We start from the raw sequence: 14837 nt of genomic DNA on the forward strand, positions 1-14837 counted from the left end.
CACAATAAGGTGTAGATCGTGGCTAGAAAGACCCCCATTGAGCGCTACCGTAACATCGGTATCTCCGCTCACATTGACGCCGGTAAGACAACCACTACCGAGCGTATTCTGTTTTACACCGGTGTTAACCACAAAATCGGTGAAGTTCACGATGGCGCCGCCACCATGGACTGGATGGAGCAGGAGCAGGAACGTGGTATTACCATTACCTCTGCTGCCACCACCACCTACTGGAAGGGTATGGGCCTGCAGTACCCGGCTCACCACTTCAACATCATTGACACCCCGGGTCACGTGGACTTTACCATTGAGGTAGAGCGTTCCATGCGTGTACTGGATGGTGCCGTGATGGTTTACTGCGCTGTGGGTGGTGTTCAGCCCCAGTCGGAAACCGTATGGCGTCAGGCCAACAAGTACAAGGTTCCGCGTATCGCTTTCGTGAACAAGATGGACCGTCAAGGTGCCAACTTCTTCCGTGCGGTTGAACAGGTGAAGACTCGCCTGCGTGGCAACCCTGTGCCTATCGTTGTGCCGATCGGTGCAGAAGACGGTTTCACCGGCGTGGTTGACCTGCTGAAGATGAAGGCCATTATCTGGGACGAAGCCTCGCAAGGCATGAAGTTCGAGTATGGTGACATCCCGGCCGACCTGGTTTCCGTAGCCGAAGAATGGCGCGAAAAGATGGTTGAAGCCGCTGCTGAAGTCAGCGACGAAATGATGGACAAGTACTTGGGCGGCGAAGCGCTGACCGAGGAAGAAATCGTTGACGGCCTGCGTCAGCGCACCCTGCGTTGCGAAATCCAGCCGATGCTGTGCGGTTCCGCGTTCAAGAACAAGGGTGTTCAGCGCATGCTGGATGCTGTGATTGAACTGCTGCCGAGCCCGCTGGATGTTCCGCCGGTTCCAGGTGAGCTGGACGATGGCTCTCCGGTTACCCGTCAGGCTTCCGACGACGAGAGCTTCTCCGCTCTGGCCTTCAAGCTGATGAATGACCCGTACGTAGGTCAGCTGACCTTCTTCCGTGTTTACTCTGGTGTGGTGAAGTCCGGTGATACCGTACTGAACTCCGTCAAGGGCAAGAAGGAACGTATCGGCCGTATCGTACAGATGCACGCCAACGACCGTAAGGAAATCGAAGAAGTACGCGCTGGTGACATCGCTGCTGCTATCGGCCTGAAGGAAGTGACCACCGGTGAAACCCTGTGTGCCGTTGATGCCCCGCTGATTCTGGAGCGCATGGAGTTCCCGGATCCGGTGATTCACGTTGCCGTTGAGCCGAAGACCAAGGCTGACCAGGAAAAGATGGGCGTTGCCCTGAACCGCCTGGCCAAGGAAGACCCGTCTTTCCGCGTACGTACTGACGAAGAATCCGGCCAAACCATTATTTCCGGTATGGGTGAACTGCACCTGGAAATTCTGGTTGACCGTATGCGTCGCGAGTTCGGCGTTGAAGCCAACGTGGGTGCTCCGCAGGTTGCTTACCGCGAAACCATCACCAAGACTGTTACTGATGTGCAAGGTAAGCATGCCAAGCAGTCTGGTGGTAAGGGTCAGTACGGTGATTGTACGATTACTCTGGAGCCGTCCGGCGAAGGTCAGGGCTACAAGTTCATCGACGAGATCAAGGGAGGTGTGATTCCGCGTGAATTCATTCCTTCCGTTGACAAGGGTATCCGTAACTCGCTGAGCAACGGTATCTTGGCTGGGTTCCCGGTGGTTGACGTTACTGTGCGTCTGACTTTCGGTTCCTACCACGATGTCGACTCTTCGCAGATCGCCTTCGAACTGGCTGGTTCCATCGCATTCAAGGAAGCCATGCGCCGTGCTGGTCCGTGCATCCTTGAGCCGATGATGGCCGTTGAAGTGGAAACGCCGGAAGAGTACATGGGCGATGTAATGGGCGACCTGAACCGTCGTCGTGGCATCGTGCAAGGCATGGACGATGATGGTCTGGGTGGCAAGAAGATCAAGGCAGAAGTACCGTTGGCCGAGATGTTTGGTTACTCCACCGACCTGCGTTCCGCTACTCAGGGTCGTGCTACCTACTCCATGGAGTTCAAGCACTACTCTGAAGCACCGAAGCATGTTGCTGAAGCGGTAATGGCTGCCAAGAAGTAATGCGCGCTGAAGCTGACCGGAACCGGTTTTCGGTCAGCTCTGATCTAATGTTCTTTAATTAAGGATTTTTGCAAAATGGCAAAAGAAAAGTTTGAGCGGAACAAACCGCACGTAAACGTCGGCACCATCGGTCACGTTGACCATGGTAAGACCACCCTGACCGCAGCGATCACCACCATTCTGTCGAAGAAGTTCGGTGGCGAAGCCAAGGACTACTCCCAGATCGACAGCGCGCCGGAAGAAAAGGCACGTGGTATTACTATTAATACCGCGCACGTAGAATACGAAACCGAAGCACGTCACTACGCTCACGTAGACTGCCCGGGTCACGCTGACTACGTTAAGAACATGATTACCGGTGCAGCCCAGATGGATGGTGCTATCCTGGTATGTTCCGCTGCTGACGGCCCGATGCCGCAAACTCGCGAACACATCCTGCTGTCCCGTCAGGTTGGCGTACCGTTCATCATCGTTTACCTGAACAAGGCTGACCTGGTTGACGACGCTGAGCTGCTGGAACTGGTTGAAATGGAAGTGCGCGATCTGCTGTCTTCCTATGACTTCCCGGGCGATGACACTCCGGTGGTAATCGGTTCGGCTCGTCTGGCACTGGAAGGCGACCAATCCGAAATGGGCGAACCGTCCATCTTCCGTCTGGCCGATGCTCTGGACTCCTACATCCCGACTCCGGAACGTGCCGTTGACAAGCCGTTCCTGCTGCCGATCGAAGACGTGTTCTCGATCTCCGGTCGCGGTACTGTAGTAACGGGTCGTGTAGAGCGTGGCATTGTTAAGGTTGGTGAAGAATTGGAAATCGTGGGCCTGAAGGCAACTGCGAAGACCACCTGCACCGGCGTTGAAATGTTCCGCAAGCTGCTGGACCAAGGTCAGGCTGGTGACAACGTAGGCGTACTGCTGCGTGGCACCAAGCGTGAAGACGTAGAGCGTGGCCAGGTTCTGGCCAAGCCGGGCACGATCACCCCGCACACCAAGTTCGCTGCTTCGGTATACGTACTGAGCAAGGATGAAGGCGGCCGTCACACCCCGTTCTTCGCTAACTACCGTCCGCAGTTCTACTTCCGTACTACCGACGTGACTGGTGCAGTAACCCTGTCCGAAGGCGTGGAAATGGTAATGCCGGGTGACAACGTAGAAATCACCGTAGAACTGATCGCTCCGATCGCTATGGAAGAAGGTCTGCGTTTCGCCATCCGTGAAGGCGGCCGTACTGTTGGCGCCGGCGTTGTTGCCAAAATCATCGCCTAATCGGAGCAGATAATATGCAAAGCCAGAAAATCCGCATCCGCCTGAAGGCCTTCGATTACAACCTGATCGATCGTTCCGCCCAGGAAATCGTTGAAACTGCCAAGCGTACTGGTGCTGTTGTTAAAGGCCCGGTTCCGCTGCCGACCAAAATCGAGCGTTTCAACGTACTGCGTTCCCCGCACGTGAACAAGACTTCCCGCGATCAGCTGGAAATCCGTACTCACCTGCGTCTGATGGACATCGTAGATCCGACCGACAAGACTGTTGATGCTCTGATGAAGCTCGACCTGCCGGCCGGTGTGGATGTGGAAATCAAGCTGCAGTAATTGCTGGAAACCTAGTAATTGTGAGCTAAGTGCTTGCGATTGCTAAATTTCTTGTGATACATTAGCGGACTCGCAATTTTGCGAGTCCGCTTTTGTTTTTGTATGCCGGTCAATCGTAATCGGCGCCTGCAAAAGGAAATAAACATGAGTTTAGGTCTTGTCGGTCGCAAAGTCGGCATGACCCGCATTTTTGCTGAAGACGGTGCATCCGTCCCGGTAACTGTGCTGGACATGTCTGCTAATCGCGTCACACAAATCAAAACCGCTGAAGTTGATGGCTATTCCGCCGTTCAAGTAACCTTCGGCACCCGTAAGGCAAACCGCGTTAATAAGGCGGCTGCCGGTCACTTTGCCAAGGCTGGCGTTGAGGCAGGTCTGGGTCTGAACGAATTCGTTCTGTCCGCAGAAGCCCTCTCCACCCTGAAGCCGGGTGATGCACTGTCCGTTGAAATCTTCGCCGTAGGCCAGCTGGTTGATGTAACCGGTACCTCCAAGGGTAAGGGTTTCTCCGGTGTGATCAAGCGTCACAACTTCTCTTCCAACCGTGCTTCCCATGGTAACTCGCGTTCGCATAACACGCCGGGTTCCATCGGTCAGGCTCAGGATCCGGGTCGTATTTTCCCGGGTAAGCGCATGGCTGGTCAGTACGGCAACGTCAAGAGCACTGTTCAGTGCCTGGAAGTTGTTCGTGTTGATGCCGAGCGTCAGCTGCTTCTGGTTAAGGGTGCCGTTCCTGGCGCCAAGAACGGCGACGTAGTCGTTCGTCCTAGCGTGAAGGCAGGTGCGTGATGGAATTGAAAGTAATCAATAGCCAAGGTCAGGCTGCTGGCAGCCTGCAGGCATCCGAGACTCTGTTCGGTCGCGAATACAACGAAGCGCTGGTTCACCAGGTTGTGACTGCATTCCTGGCGAATGCTCGCAGTGGTAACCGTGCCCAGCTGACTCGTGCCGAAGTACATCATTCCACCAAGAAGCCTTTCAAACAGAAGGGCACTGGTAATGCGCGTGCTGGTATGACCTCCACGCCGAACCGTCGTGGTGGTGGTCGTGCTTTCCCGAATAGCCCGGACGAGAATTTCTCGCAGAAGGTTAACCGCAAGATGTTCCGCGCTGGTATGGCAGCTATTCTGTCCCAGCTGGTTCGCGACGAACGTCTGGTTGTGGTTGATTCGCTGTCGGTTGAATCGCCGAAAACCAAGGAATTCGTAGGTGTGGTTAAGTCCATGGGTCTGGAACAGGCTCTGTTCATTACCCGTGAACTGGACGAAAACCTCTATCTGTCTTCGCGCAATCTGCCGAACGTGCTGGTGATCGAAGCACAACAAGCTGACCCGTACAGCCTGCTGCGTTTCAAGAAGATCGTCATCACTCGTGAGGCGGTGCAGCATCTGGAGGAGCAGTGGGCATGAATCAAGAACGTCTGTTGCAAGTAATTCTGGCCCCGGTTGTTTCCGAAAAGAGCACCATGGTTGCTGAGAAGCATCAGCAAGTTGTATTCCGTGTTGCTACCGATGCTACCAAGCCGGAGATCAAGGCTGCGGTTGAAATGCTGTTCAACGTGAAAGTTGAAGGCGTATCCACCGTTAACGTCAAGGGCAAAGTAAAACGCTTTGGCCGTACCTTTGGCCGTCGTAAAGACTGGAAAAAGGCTTACGTTAGCCTGGTTCAGGGTCAGGAAATCGATCTGACCGCCACCCCGGCCGCTGCGGAGTAAGGAGATAGAGCATGCCTATCGTTAAAGTAAAACCGACTTCCGCGGGTCGTCGTGCAGTTGTCAAGGTGGTTCACCCTGATCTGCATAAAGGCGCTCCGCACGCCGCTCTGGTAGAGAAAAAATCTTCCACTGCTGGCCGTAACAACAATGGCCGTATCACTACCCGTCACATGGGTGGTGGTCACAAGAAACATTACCGTCTGGTCGACTTCCGTCGCAACAAGGATGGCATCCCGGCAAAAGTGGAACGCATCGAATACGATCCGAACCGCACTGCCCACATTGCTCTCCTGTGCTACGCCGATGGCGAACGCCGCTACATCATCGCTCCGCGCGGTGTGAAGCCGGGTGCTGTTCTGCTGTCCGGTGCCGAGGCTCCGATCAAGGCTGGTAATACTCTGCCGATCCGCAACATCCCGGTGGGTACCACTATCCACTGCGTTGAGCTGCAACCTGGCAAGGGCGCCCAGATGGTTCGTTCCGCTGGTGGTTCCGCCATGCTGCTGGCCCGCGAAGGCGTTTACGCTCAGCTGCGTCTGCGTTCCGGCGAAATCCGCTTGGTGCATGTCGATTGCCGTGCGACTGTTGGCGAAGTGAGCAACGAAGAGCATTCCCTGCGCAAGCTGGGTAAGGCTGGTGCTAGTCGCTGGCGTGGTATTCGTCCGACCGTTCGCGGTACGGCGATGAACCCGGTCGATCACCCGCATGGTGGTGGTGAAGGCCGTACTGGTGAAGGCCGTGTGCCGGTTAGCCCATGGGGCACTCCGACTAAGGGCTTCCGTACCCGTCGCAACAAGCGTACCGACAATATGATCGTACGCCGTCGCTATTCTACTAAAGGGTAATTGACAATGGCACGTTCGCAGAAAAAAGGCCCGTTCGTTGATCTGCACCTTCTGAAGAAGGTCGACGCGGCGCGTGCAACCAGTGACAAACGTCCGATCAAAACCTGGTCGCGTCGTTCGACCGTCCTGCCGGACTTCATTGGTTTGACCATCGCGGTTCACAACGGTCGCACCCATGTGCCTGTTTATGTTTCCGAAAACATGGTCGGTCATAAACTGGGCGAATTCTCGCTGACTCGTACCTTCAAAGGCCACGCGGCCGATAAGAAGGCGAAGAAGAGATAAGGTGAAGCGATGAGAGTATCTGCAAATCTGAAAAGCGTCCGCCTGTCGGCACAAAAGTGCCGCCTGGTGGCCGATCTGATCCGCGGTCAATCCGTTGGTCAGGCTTTGAATATCCTGGCCTTCTCCCCGAAGAAGGGCGCGGTTATTGTGAAGAAAGTGCTGGAATCTGCCATCGCTAACGCCGAGCACAACGAAGGCGCTGATATTGACACCCTGCGTGTCACCAGCATCTTTGTTGACAAAGGCGCTAGTCTGAAGCGTTTCACTGCCCGTGCTAAGGGTCGTGGCAATCGCATCGAAAAGCAGACCTGCCACATCTCGTTGACCGTTGGCAATTAAGGGGTAAGAAATGGGTCAGAAGATTCATCCGACGGGATTCCGTCTTGCCGTTAACAAAAACTGGTCTTCCAAGTGGTTCGCCAATTCGAAGAATTTCCCGGAAATGCTGATGCAAGACCTGGAAGTCCGCGAATACCTGAAGAAGCGCCTGGGTCATGCGGCTGTTGGTCGTGTCACCATCGAGCGTCCGGCTAAGTCGGCACGCATTACCATTCACAGTGCCCGTCCGGGTGTGGTGATCGGTAAAAAAGGTGAGGACATCGAAGTTCTGAAGCGCGAACTGCAAGCTCGTCTGGGCGTGCCGGTTCACGTGAATATCGAAGAAGTTCGCAAGCCGGAACTGGACGCGCAAATCATCGCCGACGGTATCGCTTCGCAGCTGGAAAAGCGTGTGATGTTCCGTCGTGCCATGAAGCGTTCCATGCAGAACGCCATGCGCATGGGCGCTCAGGGCATCAAGATCATGTCCTCCGGCCGTCTGAACGGTATCGATATCGCTCGTAGCGAATGGTATCGCGAAGGCCGCGTGCCGCTGCATACCCTGCGTGCCGATGTTGACTACGCTACCTCTGAAGCCAAGACTACCTACGGTATCATCGGCATCAAGGTATGGGTTTACAAAGGTGAGCTGAAGCCGGGTCAAGTAGCGCCGGCTCCGGTTGCGACCGAGAAGAAAACGAGAAAGGGCCCACGCAATGCTGCAGCCAACTAGACTCAAGTACCGTAAACAGCATAAAGGCCGCAACACTGGTATCGCTACCCGTGGTAACAAGGTCAGCTTTGGTGATTTCGGTTTGAAGGCTGTTGGTCGTGGTCGTCTGACTGCACGTCAGATCGAAGCGGCCCGTCGTGCCATGACTCGTCACATCAAGCGTGGCGGTCGTATCTGGATCCGTATTTTCCCGGACAAACCGATTACTTCCAAGCCTGCTGAAGTACGTATGGGTGGGGGTAAGGGTTCTCCGGAATACTACGTGGCCGAAATCCAGCCTGGCAAGATGCTGTACGAAATGGACGGTGTTAACGAGGAACTCGCTCGTGAAGCTTTCCGTCTGGCCGCAGCCAAGTTGCCGATCGCCACTGTGTTTGTAACTAGACAGGTAGGTCAGTAATGAAAGCGTCCGAACTGAAAGCCAAAACTGTTGACGAGCTGAAAGTGGAACTGCTGAGCCTCCTGAAGGCCCAGTTTGCCCTGCGCATGCAGCACGCTACTCAGCAACTCGCCAAGACCTCTGAACTGAAGAAAGTGCGTCGCGATATCGCTCGTGTACGTACCGTTCTGAAAGAAAAGGCAGTTTAAGATGAGCGAAACCAAAGTTGTACGTACGCTGACCGGTACCGTCGTCAGCGACAAGATGGATAAGACTGTAACCGTTCTGGTCGAGCGCAAGGTTAAGCACCCGATCTACGGCAAAATTATCCGTCGTTCCAAGAAGTTCCACGCACACGACGAGAACAACGAGTTTAAGGCCGGTGACATCGTAGTAATCAGCGAGTCCCGTCCCCTCTCGAAGACCAAATCGTGGGTGGTAACTGCCCTGGTAGAGAAATCTCGCCAGGTATAAGACTTGCAAGGGACGAAAGTCCCTTGTATAATGGCCATCTTCTTATCCGTGTCGGATAGGAATTCCGCCCTTACGGGGTCCAAAACTGGCCGTTTGACACGCCACAGTCTTGCTGTGGCGTTTCGTCTGTTTGGTCTTGCTCTTATGCGAGAAACCGGCAGGTGAAAGTGACGGATAAAGTTGGATTAGAAAGGTAATCATCAAATGATCCAAATGCAGACCATGCTTGAGGTCGCTGACAATACCGGTGCGCGTCACGTTATGTGCATCAAGGTATTGGGCGGTTCCAAGCGTCGCTATGCAAGCGTTGGCGACATCATCAAGGTGAGCATCAAGGATGCTGCTCCGCGCGGTCGCGTCAAAAAAGGCGACGTGTACAACGCAGTAGTAGTACGCACCGCCAAGGGCGTGCGTCGTCCGGACGGCTCGTTGATCAAGTTTGATAGCAACGCTGCCGTTCTGCTCAACAACAAGCTTGAGCCGATTGGCACTCGCATCTTCGGGCCCGTGACGCGTGAACTGCGTACCGAGCGCTTCATGAAGATCGTGTCGCTTGCTCCTGAAGTGCTGTAAGGAGGTCGCATGCGCAAAATTCGTAAAGGTGATGAAGTCGTAGTAATCACCGGTAAAGACAAGGGTAAACGCGGCACCGTTCTGCGTGTTCTGGAAGAGAAACTGGTTGTTGAAGGTGTGAACATCGCCAAGAAACACCAGAAGCCGAATCCGGTACGTGGTGTTGCTGGTGGTATCGTCGAAAAGATCATGCCTGTTGACGCTTCCAACGTCGCTATTTTCAATCCGGCTAGCCAAAAGGCTGACCGCGTGGGCTTCAAGACTCTTGAAGACGGCCGCAAGGTACGCGTGTTCAAGTCCAACGGCGAAGTTATCGGCGCGTAAGGAAAAGCAAACATGGCACGTTTCTACGATTTCTACAAAGACAGCGTAGTGCCGGAACTGATGAAACAGTTCGGCTACAAGTCGATCATGGAAGTACCGCGCATCGAAAAGATCACCGTCAACATGGGTGTGGGCGAAGCTGTTGCCGATAAAAAGGTAATGGAATTTGCCGTGGGCGATATGGAAAAGATCGCCGGCCAGAAGCCGGTTGTCACCACCGCTCGCAAATCCATCGCTGGCTTCAAGATTCGCGATGACTATCCGGTCGGCTGCAAGGTAACCCTGCGCCGTGAACGCATGTACGAATTCCTGGACCGTCTGGTGACCATCGCGTTGCCGCGTGTCCGTGACTTCCGTGGTGTTTCCGCCAAGTCTTTCGACGGCCGCGGCAACTACAACATGGGCGTCAAGGAACAGATCATCTTCCCGGAAATCGAGTACGACAAGATCGATGCTCTGCGTGGTATGAACATTACTGTTACCACTACGGCGAAGACTGACGAAGAGGCCCGCGCACTGCTGGCCGCGTTCAAGTTCCCGTTCAAGGGTTAAGCACATGGCAAAACTTGCACTGATCAAGCGTGAAGAGAAGCGCGTTAAGGTGGCTGAAAAATTTGCCGCTAAGCGCGAAGCCCTCATCGCTACCATCAACAATCAAAGCCTCTCGGAAGAAGAACGCTTTGCCGCTCGCCTGCAACTGCAGCAGCTGCCGCGCAATGCTTCCCCGGTTCGCCAGCGTCGTCGCTGTGCTATCACCGGTCGTCCGCGTGGCGTGTTCCGTAAATTTGGTCTGGGTCGTAACAAACTCCGCGAAATCGCCATGAAGGGCGAAATTCCGGGTGTTGTTAAGGCCAGCTGGTAATAGGAGATACATAAATGAGCATGCACGATCCTATTTCCGATATGTTGACCCGCATCCGTAACGGCCAAATGGCTTCCAAGGTGGCTGTTGCAATGCCGTCTTCCAAGCTGAAAATTGCGCTGGCACAGGTGCTGAAAGAAGAAGGCTACATCGAAGATTTCGCCGTTGCCGGCGAAGCCAAGAAGCCTGTTCTTGATATCCAGCTCAAGTATTACGCTGGCCGTCCGGTGATCGAGCGCATTGACCGCGTTTCGCGTCCCGGCCTGCGCGTATACAAGGGCTCCACCGAAATCCCGAAGGTAATGAATGGTCTGGGTGTAGCGATTCTGTCTACTTCCAAGGGCATCATGACCGATCGTAAAGCACGCGCTGCCGGTATCGGCGGTGAGCTGCTCTGCGTCGTGGCGTAAGGGGGTCAAATGTCTCGCGTAGCTAAGAATCCGGTGGCCATTCCGGCCGGCGTCGAAGTAAAATTCGGTGCTGCAGAAGTGACTGTTAAGGGTGCCCTGGGCAGCCTGAGCACCGCTCTGTGCCAAGAGGTTGAAGTCAAGTTCGACAACAATGAACTGACTTTCGCCGCTAAAAACGACAGCAAGTTCGCACGTGCCATGTCTGGTACTCTGCGTGCTCTGCTGAACAATATGGTGATTGGTGTCTCCAAGGGCTTCGAGAAGAAGCTGCAGCTGGTAGGTGTGGGCTATCGTGCCCAGGCTCAAGGCGACATTCTGAACCTGTCTCTGGGTTTCTCTCACCCGGTAGCTCACCAGATGCCCGCTGGCATCCAAGCTGTGACACCGACTCAGACCGAGATCCTGATCAAGGGTGCTAACAAGCAACTCGTTGGCCAGATCGCTGCCGAAATCCGCGCATACCGCTCCCCGGAACCCTACAAGGGCAAGGGCGTTCGTTACGCTGATGAGGTTGTGGTTCTGAAAGAAACCAAGAAGAAGTAACTGAGGCACTGACATGGACAAGAAACAAGCTCGACTCCGCCGTGCACGTAAAACCCGTGCTCGGATTGCGGAGCTCAAGATGGTGCGTCTCACTGTTTACCGCACCAACAGCCACATTTATGCCCAGATCATTGATGAAACTGGCAGTAAGGTACTGGCAAGCGCTTCCACTCTGGAAGCCGAAGTACGCGCTGACGTTTCCAATGGTGGCAATGTGGCCGCTGCAGCCGTAGTCGGTAAGCGCATCGCTGAAAAAGCCAAGGCAGCCGGTATTTCGACCGTGGCATTTGACCGTTCCGGTTTCAAATACCATGGCCGTATGAAGGCTGTGGCAGACGCAGCCCGTGAACACGGTCTCGTATTCTAATTCGGAGTGAAGAATGGCTAAGCACGAAATGGAAGATCGTGGCGACGGTCTGGTCGAGAAGATGATCAGCGTCAACCGCGTCACCAAAGTGGTTAAGGGCGGCCGTATTATGGCTTTCTCCGCCTTGACCGTCGTTGGTGATGGCGATGGCGGCATCGGTATGGGCAAAGGTCGTTCCAAGGAAGTTCCGGTTGCCGTACAAAAGGCAATGGAACAGGCCCGCCGCAATCTGGTAAAGATCCCGCTGCGTAATGGTACCCTGCACCACACCGTATCGGGTAAGCACGGTGCTACTACCGTCTTTATCCAGCCGGCTAAAGAAGGTACTGGCGTTAAGGCCGGTGGCCCGATGCGTGCAATTTTTGACGCAATGGGTATTCACAATGTTTCGGCCAAGATTCATGGTTCCACCAACCCGTACAACGTGGTTCGTGCAACTCTGGACGGCCTGAGCAAGATTAGCACCGCCTCTCAGGTTGCCGCCAAGCGCGGTCTGACCGTTGACGAGATCCTGGGGGTTAATCATGAGTAACGCCAACACTGTAAAGGTAACTCTGGTAAAGAGCCTGATCGGTCGTCTGGAATCCCACAAGGCTTGCGCCCGTGGCCTGGGTCTGAAAAAGATCCGCCAGACTGTGGAAGTGCTCGATACCCCTGAAAACCGTGGCATGATCAACAAGATCAGCTACCTGCTCAAATTCGAGGGCTAAGAGATGCTGCTGAACACCATTCAACCCGGTGACGGCGCCAAGCATGCGAAGCGTCGTGTAGGTCGCGGTATTGGTAGCGGCCTGGGTAAGACTGCCGGTCGTGGCCATAAGGGTCAAAAGAGCCGTGCAGGTGGTTTCCACAAGGTCGGTTTTGAAGGCGGTCAAATGCCGCTGCAACGTCGCCTGCCGAAACGTGGCTTCAAGTCGCTGACGGCTCGCTTCAATGCAGAGGTTCGCCTGTCCGAACTGAACTTGCTGCCGGTCGATGAAATCGATCTGTTGTCGCTCAAGCAAGCTGGTCTGGTTGCTGCTCAGGCTCTGGTAGCCAAGGTGGTACTGTCCGGCAAGATCGAGCGTGCTGTTAAGCTGCGTGGTATTGCAGCGACTGCTGGCGCTCGCGCTGCTATCGAAGCTGCCGGCGGCAGTATTGAATAAGGCGCACTTACGTGTCGAATACTTCTCTAGTTGGAAATACCAATAAATTTGGTGATTTGAAGCGCCGTATCATGTTTTTGATCGGAGCTTTGATTGTTTACCGCATCGGCGCTCATATTCCGGTGCCTGGTATCAATCCTGCCGAACTAGCGAAGTTGTTCCACACGTCGCAGACGGGCCTGCTCGACATGTTCAACATGTTCTCGGGCGGTGCCCTCTCGAGATTTACGGTATTTGCCCTGGGCATCATGCCGTACATCTCTGCTTCCATCATTCTTCAGCTGGCTTCCGAGGTTCTGCCTAGTTTGAAGCAGCTGAAGAAGGAAGGCGACGCGGGACGTCGTAAGGTAACCCAGTACACACGTTATGCAACCGTATTGCTGGCCTCGTTTCAGAGTTTCAGTATCGCGGTAATGCTGTTTAAGCAGCCTAACCTGGTGGTGACTGCCCAGTGGGAGTTCTACCTGACAACCGTGGTAACCCTGGTTACCGGCACCATGTTCCTCATGTGGCTGGGTGAACAGATTACCGAACGCGGTATCGGCAACGGTATCTCGCTGATCATCTGTGCAGGTATTGCATCAGGTGTTCCGGCTGCCATTGGCAAGACGCTCACGCTGACCAGTCAAGGCTCGCTGCCCATCCTGTTTACCATCGTGCTGTTTGTTGGTGTTGCACTGATGACTTACGTTGTTGTGTTCGCAGAACGCGGTCAACGTAAAGTATTGGTCAACTACGCCAAGCGTCAGGTTGGTAATCGTGTCATGCAGGGCCAGAGCACGCACATGCCGCTCAAGCTCAACATGGCAGGGGTGATTCCGCCGATTTTTGCATCCAGCATCATTCTGTTTCCTGCCACCATTCTTGGCTGGCTGGGCAACAATGAAAGCCTGGGTTGGCTCAAGGGCGTAGCTGACAAGCTGCATCCCGGACAGCCCATCTATGTGCTGCTGTATGCAACGGCCATCATTTTCTTCTGTTATTTCTACACCGCTCTCGTTTTCAATCCGAAAGAGACGGCAGACAACTTGAAGAAAAGTGGTGCTTTCATCCCAGGTATCCGTCCAGGTGAGCAGACTTCGCGTTACATCGAGAAGATCATTCTGCGGCTGACACTTATCGGTGCGATCTACATTACGCTGGTTTGTCTGTTGCCGGAATTCCTCATCTTGAAGTGGAATGTACCGTTCTACTTCGGTGGTACATCACTGCTGATCATCGTGGTGGTCACCATGGATTTCATGGCTCAGGTTCAGTCCTACGTACTGTCGCATCAGTATGAGAGCTTGCTGAAGAAGGCTAACTTCAAAGGCAATGCCCTTACCCGCTGACACACGTGTTCTCGCTGGGTTATATGGCTAGGTAAGACACCATCCAGATGCAGGGTGAGATCAGGCAGGAGCACCTGGGTGCTGCTGCAGGATCAAACTTGAGAATGGACACGTAGTAATTGGGCGTAAGCAGTAATGACACAGATGTTCGCATCTGTGCCCTGGCTGTTTACAAGGTTACGGTGGAACTAATTCCATCCGATTTGACCTCTGCCCGTATCGTGTTCCGTGCGAAATAACGCACTCGCTCTTTTAGAGTAACGAAAGGAACTGACATGCGAGTACAGCCTTCGGTAAAGAAGATTTGCCGTAACTGCAAAATCATCCGTCGCAATCGCGTAGTTCGCGTGATCTGCACGGACCCGCGTCACAAGCAAAAGCAAGGCTAACATTTGTTAGACCTGACTTTGCGTGTTACAATCGCAAACTTTTCAAGGTCTTAAGGCTTAAGGAAAGAGTATGGCCCGTATTGCAGGGGTAAATATCCCCAATCATGCGCATGCCGTTATCGGCCTGCAGGCAATTTTCGGCATCGGTCAGACTCGCGCCCAGCAGATTTGTGTTGCTGCCAGCGTGAATCCCTCCACCAAGGTGAAGGATCTGACAGAAGCTGAGATGGAAACTCTGCGTGAAGCAGTGGCGAAGTTCACCGTTGAAGGTGACCTGCGTCGCGAAATCACCATGAGCATCAAGCGTCTGATGGACATGGGCTGCTATCGCGGTCTGCGTCATCGTCGTGGCCTGCCGTGTCGCGGTCAGCGCACTCGCACTAACGCTCGTACCCGCAAGGGACCGCGTAAGGCGATCGCCGGCAAGAAGTAACT

Annotated in this window: 26 protein-coding genes; all 26 read left to right on the top strand. The window is 54.3% G+C overall.

The window, feature by feature from the left end:
• The first annotated feature begins 18 nt into the window (after positions 1–18).
• The 26 genes from fusA to rpsM all read left to right on the top strand — a co-directional run bounded on the left by fusA (position 19) and on the right by rpsM (position 14835).
• Positions 19–2118 (top strand): elongation factor G, encoded by a 2100-nt coding sequence (gene fusA / locus FAZ30_RS07230; protein ID WP_124645619.1) that lies wholly within the window; start codon positions 19–21, stop codon positions 2116–2118.
• 75 nt (positions 2119–2193) lie between these two features.
• Positions 2194–3384: an elongation factor Tu gene (tuf, locus tag FAZ30_RS07235; protein ID WP_137009173.1), complete on the top strand. Its 1191-nt coding sequence runs from the start codon at positions 2194–2196 to the stop codon at positions 3382–3384.
• 14 nt (positions 3385–3398) lie between these two features.
• On the top strand, positions 3399–3710 hold the full coding sequence (rpsJ, locus tag FAZ30_RS07240) for a 30S ribosomal protein S10 (RefSeq protein ID WP_017507377.1): 312 nt from the start codon (positions 3399–3401) through the stop codon (positions 3708–3710).
• A 144-nt stretch (positions 3711–3854) separates the two neighbouring features.
• Positions 3855–4499: a 50S ribosomal protein L3 gene (gene rplC, locus FAZ30_RS07245; RefSeq protein WP_103522831.1), complete on the top strand. Its 645-nt coding sequence runs from the start codon at positions 3855–3857 to the stop codon at positions 4497–4499.
• A complete protein-coding gene (gene rplD, locus FAZ30_RS07250) occupies positions 4499–5119 on the top strand; it encodes a 50S ribosomal protein L4 (protein ID WP_059287127.1) in 621 nt (206 codons plus the stop codon). Before rplC ends, rplD begins: the two co-directional genes overlap by 1 nt.
• Positions 5110–5424: a 50S ribosomal protein L23 gene (rplW, locus tag FAZ30_RS07255; RefSeq protein ID WP_197077176.1), complete on the top strand. Its 315-nt coding sequence runs from the start codon at positions 5110–5112 to the stop codon at positions 5422–5424. Before rplD ends, rplW begins: the two co-directional genes overlap by 10 nt.
• Positions 5425–5435: 11 nt before the next feature.
• Positions 5436–6269, top strand: a complete 834-nt coding sequence (gene rplB / locus FAZ30_RS07260) for a 50S ribosomal protein L2 (RefSeq protein WP_124644160.1) — start codon at positions 5436–5438, stop codon at positions 6267–6269.
• A 6-nt stretch (positions 6270–6275) separates the two neighbouring features.
• On the top strand, positions 6276–6554 hold the full coding sequence (gene rpsS / locus FAZ30_RS07265) for a 30S ribosomal protein S19 (RefSeq protein ID WP_008955640.1): 279 nt from the start codon (positions 6276–6278) through the stop codon (positions 6552–6554).
• 9 nt (positions 6555–6563) lie between these two features.
• Positions 6564–6893 (top strand): 50S ribosomal protein L22, encoded by a 330-nt coding sequence (rplV, locus tag FAZ30_RS07270; RefSeq protein WP_045846869.1) that lies wholly within the window; start codon positions 6564–6566, stop codon positions 6891–6893.
• Positions 6894–6903: 10 nt separating this feature from the next.
• Positions 6904–7605 carry a 30S ribosomal protein S3 gene (gene rpsC, locus FAZ30_RS07275; protein WP_045846870.1) on the top strand — a complete coding sequence of 234 codons (702 nt, stop codon included), beginning with the start codon at positions 6904–6906 and terminating at the stop codon, positions 7603–7605.
• Entirely contained in the window at positions 7589–8005 is a 417-nt protein-coding gene (gene rplP / locus FAZ30_RS07280; protein ID WP_045846871.1) for a 50S ribosomal protein L16, read from the top strand. The genes rpsC and rplP overlap by 17 nt, the downstream gene beginning before the upstream one ends.
• On the top strand, positions 8005–8193 hold the full coding sequence (gene rpmC / locus FAZ30_RS07285; protein WP_021478360.1) for a 50S ribosomal protein L29: 189 nt from the start codon (positions 8005–8007) through the stop codon (positions 8191–8193). Before rplP ends, rpmC begins: the two co-directional genes overlap by 1 nt.
• Position 8194: 1 nt before the next feature.
• Positions 8195–8458 carry a 30S ribosomal protein S17 gene (rpsQ, locus tag FAZ30_RS07290; RefSeq protein WP_045846872.1) on the top strand — a complete coding sequence of 88 codons (264 nt, stop codon included), beginning with the start codon at positions 8195–8197 and terminating at the stop codon, positions 8456–8458.
• A gap of 204 nt (positions 8459–8662) precedes the next feature.
• Positions 8663–9031 carry a 50S ribosomal protein L14 gene (rplN, locus tag FAZ30_RS07295; protein WP_043579386.1) on the top strand — a complete coding sequence of 123 codons (369 nt, stop codon included), beginning with the start codon at positions 8663–8665 and terminating at the stop codon, positions 9029–9031.
• A 9-nt stretch (positions 9032–9040) separates the two neighbouring features.
• Positions 9041–9355 carry a 50S ribosomal protein L24 gene (rplX, locus tag FAZ30_RS07300; RefSeq protein ID WP_059287129.1) on the top strand — a complete coding sequence of 105 codons (315 nt, stop codon included), beginning with the start codon at positions 9041–9043 and terminating at the stop codon, positions 9353–9355.
• A 12-nt stretch (positions 9356–9367) separates the two neighbouring features.
• Complete coding sequence (rplE, locus tag FAZ30_RS07305; RefSeq protein WP_045846874.1) at positions 9368–9907, top strand: 50S ribosomal protein L5; 540 nt, start codon at positions 9368–9370, stop codon at positions 9905–9907.
• 4 nt (positions 9908–9911) lie between these two features.
• Positions 9912–10217, top strand: a complete 306-nt coding sequence (gene rpsN, locus FAZ30_RS07310) for a 30S ribosomal protein S14 (RefSeq protein ID WP_045846875.1) — start codon at positions 9912–9914, stop codon at positions 10215–10217.
• A gap of 14 nt (positions 10218–10231) precedes the next feature.
• The gene (gene rpsH / locus FAZ30_RS07315) at positions 10232–10627 is read left to right on the top strand and encodes a 30S ribosomal protein S8 (protein ID WP_059287130.1); all 396 of its coding nucleotides are present in this window, start codon (positions 10232–10234) and stop codon (positions 10625–10627) included.
• 9 nt (positions 10628–10636) lie between these two features.
• Positions 10637–11170, top strand: coding sequence for a 50S ribosomal protein L6 (rplF, locus tag FAZ30_RS07320; RefSeq protein WP_124644161.1), 534 nt, complete (start codon positions 10637–10639; stop codon positions 11168–11170).
• Positions 11171–11183: 13 nt separating this feature from the next.
• Positions 11184–11537, top strand: coding sequence for a 50S ribosomal protein L18 (rplR, locus tag FAZ30_RS07325; RefSeq protein WP_045846878.1), 354 nt, complete (start codon positions 11184–11186; stop codon positions 11535–11537).
• Positions 11538–11550: 13 nt separating this feature from the next.
• Positions 11551–12069 (top strand): 30S ribosomal protein S5, encoded by a 519-nt coding sequence (gene rpsE, locus FAZ30_RS07330; RefSeq protein WP_059284788.1) that lies wholly within the window; start codon positions 11551–11553, stop codon positions 12067–12069.
• Positions 12062–12247, top strand: a complete 186-nt coding sequence (rpmD, locus tag FAZ30_RS07335) for a 50S ribosomal protein L30 (RefSeq protein ID WP_059284787.1) — start codon at positions 12062–12064, stop codon at positions 12245–12247. Before rpsE ends, rpmD begins: the two co-directional genes overlap by 8 nt.
• A gap of 3 nt (positions 12248–12250) precedes the next feature.
• Positions 12251–12682 (top strand): 50S ribosomal protein L15, encoded by a 432-nt coding sequence (gene rplO, locus FAZ30_RS07340; RefSeq protein WP_124644162.1) that lies wholly within the window; start codon positions 12251–12253, stop codon positions 12680–12682.
• A gap of 11 nt (positions 12683–12693) precedes the next feature.
• Positions 12694–14013, top strand: coding sequence for a preprotein translocase subunit SecY (secY, locus tag FAZ30_RS07345; RefSeq protein WP_124644163.1), 1320 nt, complete (start codon positions 12694–12696; stop codon positions 14011–14013).
• 275 nt (positions 14014–14288) lie between these two features.
• Positions 14289–14402 carry a 50S ribosomal protein L36 gene (rpmJ, locus tag FAZ30_RS07355; protein WP_011137711.1) on the top strand — a complete coding sequence of 38 codons (114 nt, stop codon included), beginning with the start codon at positions 14289–14291 and terminating at the stop codon, positions 14400–14402.
• A 70-nt stretch (positions 14403–14472) separates the two neighbouring features.
• Complete coding sequence (rpsM, locus tag FAZ30_RS07360) at positions 14473–14835, top strand: 30S ribosomal protein S13 (RefSeq protein WP_103522827.1); 363 nt, start codon at positions 14473–14475, stop codon at positions 14833–14835.
• The last annotated feature ends 2 nt before the right edge of the window (positions 14836–14837 follow it).

The sequence above is a fragment of the Aquitalea aquatilis genome (assembly GCF_005155025.1).
Classification (GTDB): Bacteria; Pseudomonadota; Gammaproteobacteria; order Burkholderiales; family Chromobacteriaceae; genus Aquitalea; species Aquitalea aquatilis.

What these genes read in the sequence shown, in the direction of transcription:
- tuf (WP_137009173.1), top strand. Translation starts at nt 2,194, where the DNA reads ATGGCAAAAGAAAAGTTTGAGCGGAACAAACCGCACGTAAACGTCGGC.
- rpsJ (WP_017507377.1), top strand. Translation starts at nt 3,399, where the DNA reads ATGCAAAGCCAGAAAATCCGCATCCGCCTGAAGGCCTTCGATTACAAC.
- rplC (WP_103522831.1), top strand. Translation starts at nt 3,855, where the DNA reads ATGAGTTTAGGTCTTGTCGGTCGCAAAGTCGGCATGACCCGCATTTTT.
- rplD (WP_059287127.1), top strand. Translation starts at nt 4,499, where the DNA reads ATGGAATTGAAAGTAATCAATAGCCAAGGTCAGGCTGCTGGCAGCCTG.
- rplB (WP_124644160.1), top strand. Translation starts at nt 5,436, where the DNA reads ATGCCTATCGTTAAAGTAAAACCGACTTCCGCGGGTCGTCGTGCAGTT.
- rpsS (WP_008955640.1), top strand. Translation starts at nt 6,276, where the DNA reads ATGGCACGTTCGCAGAAAAAAGGCCCGTTCGTTGATCTGCACCTTCTG.
- rplV (WP_045846869.1), top strand. Translation starts at nt 6,564, where the DNA reads ATGAGAGTATCTGCAAATCTGAAAAGCGTCCGCCTGTCGGCACAAAAG.
- rpsC (WP_045846870.1), top strand. Translation starts at nt 6,904, where the DNA reads ATGGGTCAGAAGATTCATCCGACGGGATTCCGTCTTGCCGTTAACAAA.
- rplP (WP_045846871.1), top strand. Translation starts at nt 7,589, where the DNA reads ATGCTGCAGCCAACTAGACTCAAGTACCGTAAACAGCATAAAGGCCGC.
- rpmC (WP_021478360.1), top strand. Translation starts at nt 8,005, where the DNA reads ATGAAAGCGTCCGAACTGAAAGCCAAAACTGTTGACGAGCTGAAAGTG.
- rpsQ (WP_045846872.1), top strand. Translation starts at nt 8,195, where the DNA reads ATGAGCGAAACCAAAGTTGTACGTACGCTGACCGGTACCGTCGTCAGC.
- rplN (WP_043579386.1), top strand. Translation starts at nt 8,663, where the DNA reads ATGATCCAAATGCAGACCATGCTTGAGGTCGCTGACAATACCGGTGCG.
- rplX (WP_059287129.1), top strand. Translation starts at nt 9,041, where the DNA reads ATGCGCAAAATTCGTAAAGGTGATGAAGTCGTAGTAATCACCGGTAAA.
- rplE (WP_045846874.1), top strand. Translation starts at nt 9,368, where the DNA reads ATGGCACGTTTCTACGATTTCTACAAAGACAGCGTAGTGCCGGAACTG.
- rpsN (WP_045846875.1), top strand. Translation starts at nt 9,912, where the DNA reads ATGGCAAAACTTGCACTGATCAAGCGTGAAGAGAAGCGCGTTAAGGTG.
- rpsH (WP_059287130.1), top strand. Translation starts at nt 10,232, where the DNA reads ATGAGCATGCACGATCCTATTTCCGATATGTTGACCCGCATCCGTAAC.
- rplF (WP_124644161.1), top strand. Translation starts at nt 10,637, where the DNA reads ATGTCTCGCGTAGCTAAGAATCCGGTGGCCATTCCGGCCGGCGTCGAA.
- rplR (WP_045846878.1), top strand. Translation starts at nt 11,184, where the DNA reads ATGGACAAGAAACAAGCTCGACTCCGCCGTGCACGTAAAACCCGTGCT.
- rpsE (WP_059284788.1), top strand. Translation starts at nt 11,551, where the DNA reads ATGGCTAAGCACGAAATGGAAGATCGTGGCGACGGTCTGGTCGAGAAG.
- rpmD (WP_059284787.1), top strand. Translation starts at nt 12,062, where the DNA reads ATGAGTAACGCCAACACTGTAAAGGTAACTCTGGTAAAGAGCCTGATC.
- rplO (WP_124644162.1), top strand. Translation starts at nt 12,251, where the DNA reads ATGCTGCTGAACACCATTCAACCCGGTGACGGCGCCAAGCATGCGAAG.
- rpmJ (WP_011137711.1), top strand. Translation starts at nt 14,289, where the DNA reads ATGCGAGTACAGCCTTCGGTAAAGAAGATTTGCCGTAACTGCAAAATC.
- rpsM (WP_103522827.1), top strand. Translation starts at nt 14,473, where the DNA reads ATGGCCCGTATTGCAGGGGTAAATATCCCCAATCATGCGCATGCCGTT.